The 2,222-nt window shown below is 55.8% G+C and carries 4 protein-coding genes; all 4 read right to left on the minus strand.

All coding sequences use genetic code 11. The features are described 5' to 3' along the window. On the minus strand, window positions 1–197 hold a 197-nt coding region (locus ACXJJ9_RS16630), incomplete at its 3' end, for a hypothetical protein (protein ID WP_457097489.1). Between the two features lie 424 nt (window positions 198–621). Continuing rightward, entirely contained in the window at window positions 622–1,023 is a 402-nt protein-coding gene (locus ACXJJ9_RS16635) for an MAPEG family protein (RefSeq protein WP_457098200.1), read from the minus strand. A 139-nt stretch (window positions 1,024–1,162) separates the two neighbouring features. Continuing rightward, complete coding sequence (locus ACXJJ9_RS16640) at window positions 1,163–1,660, minus strand: DUF4760 domain-containing protein (protein WP_457098201.1); 498 nt, start codon at window positions 1,658–1,660, stop codon at window positions 1,163–1,165. 86 nt (window positions 1,661–1,746) lie between these two features. Continuing rightward, a complete protein-coding gene (locus ACXJJ9_RS16645; protein WP_457098202.1) occupies window positions 1,747–2,067 on the minus strand; it encodes a hypothetical protein in 321 nt (106 codons plus the stop codon). Window positions 2,068–2,222 lie beyond the last annotated feature (155 nt).

Here is a 2,222-nt window from a genome sequence, read left to right on the forward strand (position 1 = left end):
ACCTCTGCGGTTATCGAAATGATGCCAGTGTCCACAGGTTCAATCACCGCACCGACATCCTCGAAGTAGCTTCCGATCTCTGCAAAGAAAAGATCGAGACGCCGGCCAGCCTCCTCGGGAGAAAGTTCGTCGCGCAAAGGTTGGGAATGGGTTTGACCGTTGTACTGATAATAGGGTTGGTACTGATAGTTGGGCATGCAAGTTCCTATGTAGCGCTAACGCCTGAATTAAGCCGAGCCGCGAAGCGGCCTCGGCTTGAATGAATTGTTAGCTGTGCCCCACGCTTGAGCTCGGCCAACTACGGCTTTGATCTCTAGCGACGCCGCATTTCAACATAACGGGCTGCGAAAGCCACAACGAACGACATGGCGATGGCCCAGGTTGCGAGCAACGACCAACCTGGCACGCGAACTGAGGCCAGCAGGCCGAGCACAACTAGGCTTGCGAAAAGCGCCCCGAACAGCAGGGCGCCAGCCATTGTGACTTTCAGGTACGTACTGAAGGGAAGTTTGGTCGGCAAGAGAGATGCCCTTTTAACAATGGCCGAGCGATGGACGGCACTGGCACAGCTAACGCCTGAATTAAGCCGAGCCGCGAAGCGGCTTCGGCTTGAATGAATTGTTAGGCCGCTGGCCCTGGCCAGACAGCCACGAGCCAAAGACCAAGAACAGCCACAAAGTTGATTGTAAACACGACGCCTCTAAGGCGGATGTTGGTTGTCAGTATTTGGACCAGGCTATGCAGTACACGGCCGACAACAAAGATCCATGCCAGAACTATCGAGAGCTGGCTTGCGCCCAGTTGGAGAAGGATCAGGCAGGCGGCATAGAAAAGCAGCGGCCACTCGAATTGGTTGGAAAGGTTGGCGCTGATGCGGGGCTCAAGCTTTGCCCAAGGATTGCCGCCATCCGGCAGGCGCCCGATGCCCCAGATTGCCGGAGCGCGAACAACCGTGAGAAGGGCATAAAGGAACGCAGCTAGCGCGACATGCGCCGCCATGGGAATGATCAGCGGATGCGTCATAGAAACCTGAAACCCCCAGTGATGTGTTTCCAGCGGCCTAACGCCTGAATTAAGCCGTGCCGCGAAGCGGCTTCGGCTTGAATGAATTGTTAGGCCGCTGCCCGCGGAGCCTTATTGATTATGTTCTTTGCCATCATTGTCATTCTCGCCACTGCATATCGCGTAGATACGCCGGAATGTCTTTGCCTTTCGCGTGTCGTTTGGTGATCTGAGTGGCTACCCACTGACACCACTCAAAAAGCTTAGGGTTGCCTGTCCGCTCTCTCTCAGCTTCTACCCAAGCTTTCGCGCGCGACCAATACACCAGAGTTACGCCGCCCATGAGATCATCTACTGTGGCGAGCCGCACCATTCGCTGGTGCACCATGTAACCAATCGTCTCGAGGCGCACTCCAAACTCGAACAGTGCGCGCTGCGTCTCAGGTGAACTCAGCCCAATGTCCGTGGTGCTGGCGTTCTCTGGCAACTTGCTGAGCAGATCAACCGAAATCGATTGCGTCGTCACAATCATGGCCACTGACGCCTGCTCACGCCGCGCGGTATTTACCTCTCGCACTTGGAGCCCGGTAAAAATGAGCGCACCGACGATTGCGAACGTGGAAATGATGTTCAACGCCGTCGCAAAGTCGAGATGCATGATTCAGCACTCCCCGGTTAATTAATGCTGCGGCCTAACGCCTGAATTAAGCCGAGCCGCGAAGCGGCTTCGGCTTGAATGAATTGTTAGGGCCCAGCACTGCGCACCACGAGCCCGACTAGTGCAACCCCGCCGATCAAGTAAACGACAAACCAAGCCCGCATGACATTGGAGAGAGCGGAAACGCGGGAATCACCCAGGCTGTGACACTCGCTTGTGAAAAGAAAGCGGAACAACCTGGCGAGGTGCATCGGGTTTGGGTTGAACAGCGACGGCCGTCCCATCGCTTGATACTTGGTGGGATGGCGCTTGGCAATAGAGTGGAGCAGATAGCCGACCATCGGCAGCCACAGCACGGCCATGATGAAAAGCGGAATGAAAAGTCCGACCAGCAGAGTCTGATTCATGGGCCCTAACGCCTGAATTAAGCCAAGCCGCGAAGCGGCTTCGGCTTGAATGAATTGTTAGGCCTCATTGCGAGGCCGCCAAGACCGCCACAACAAAAGCCGAGACTAGAACTACCAAGAGTGGTGACACCCAACGCGGGACCACCTTCTTTACC

Source organism: Lysobacter sp. P5_B9 (assembly GCF_054049835.1).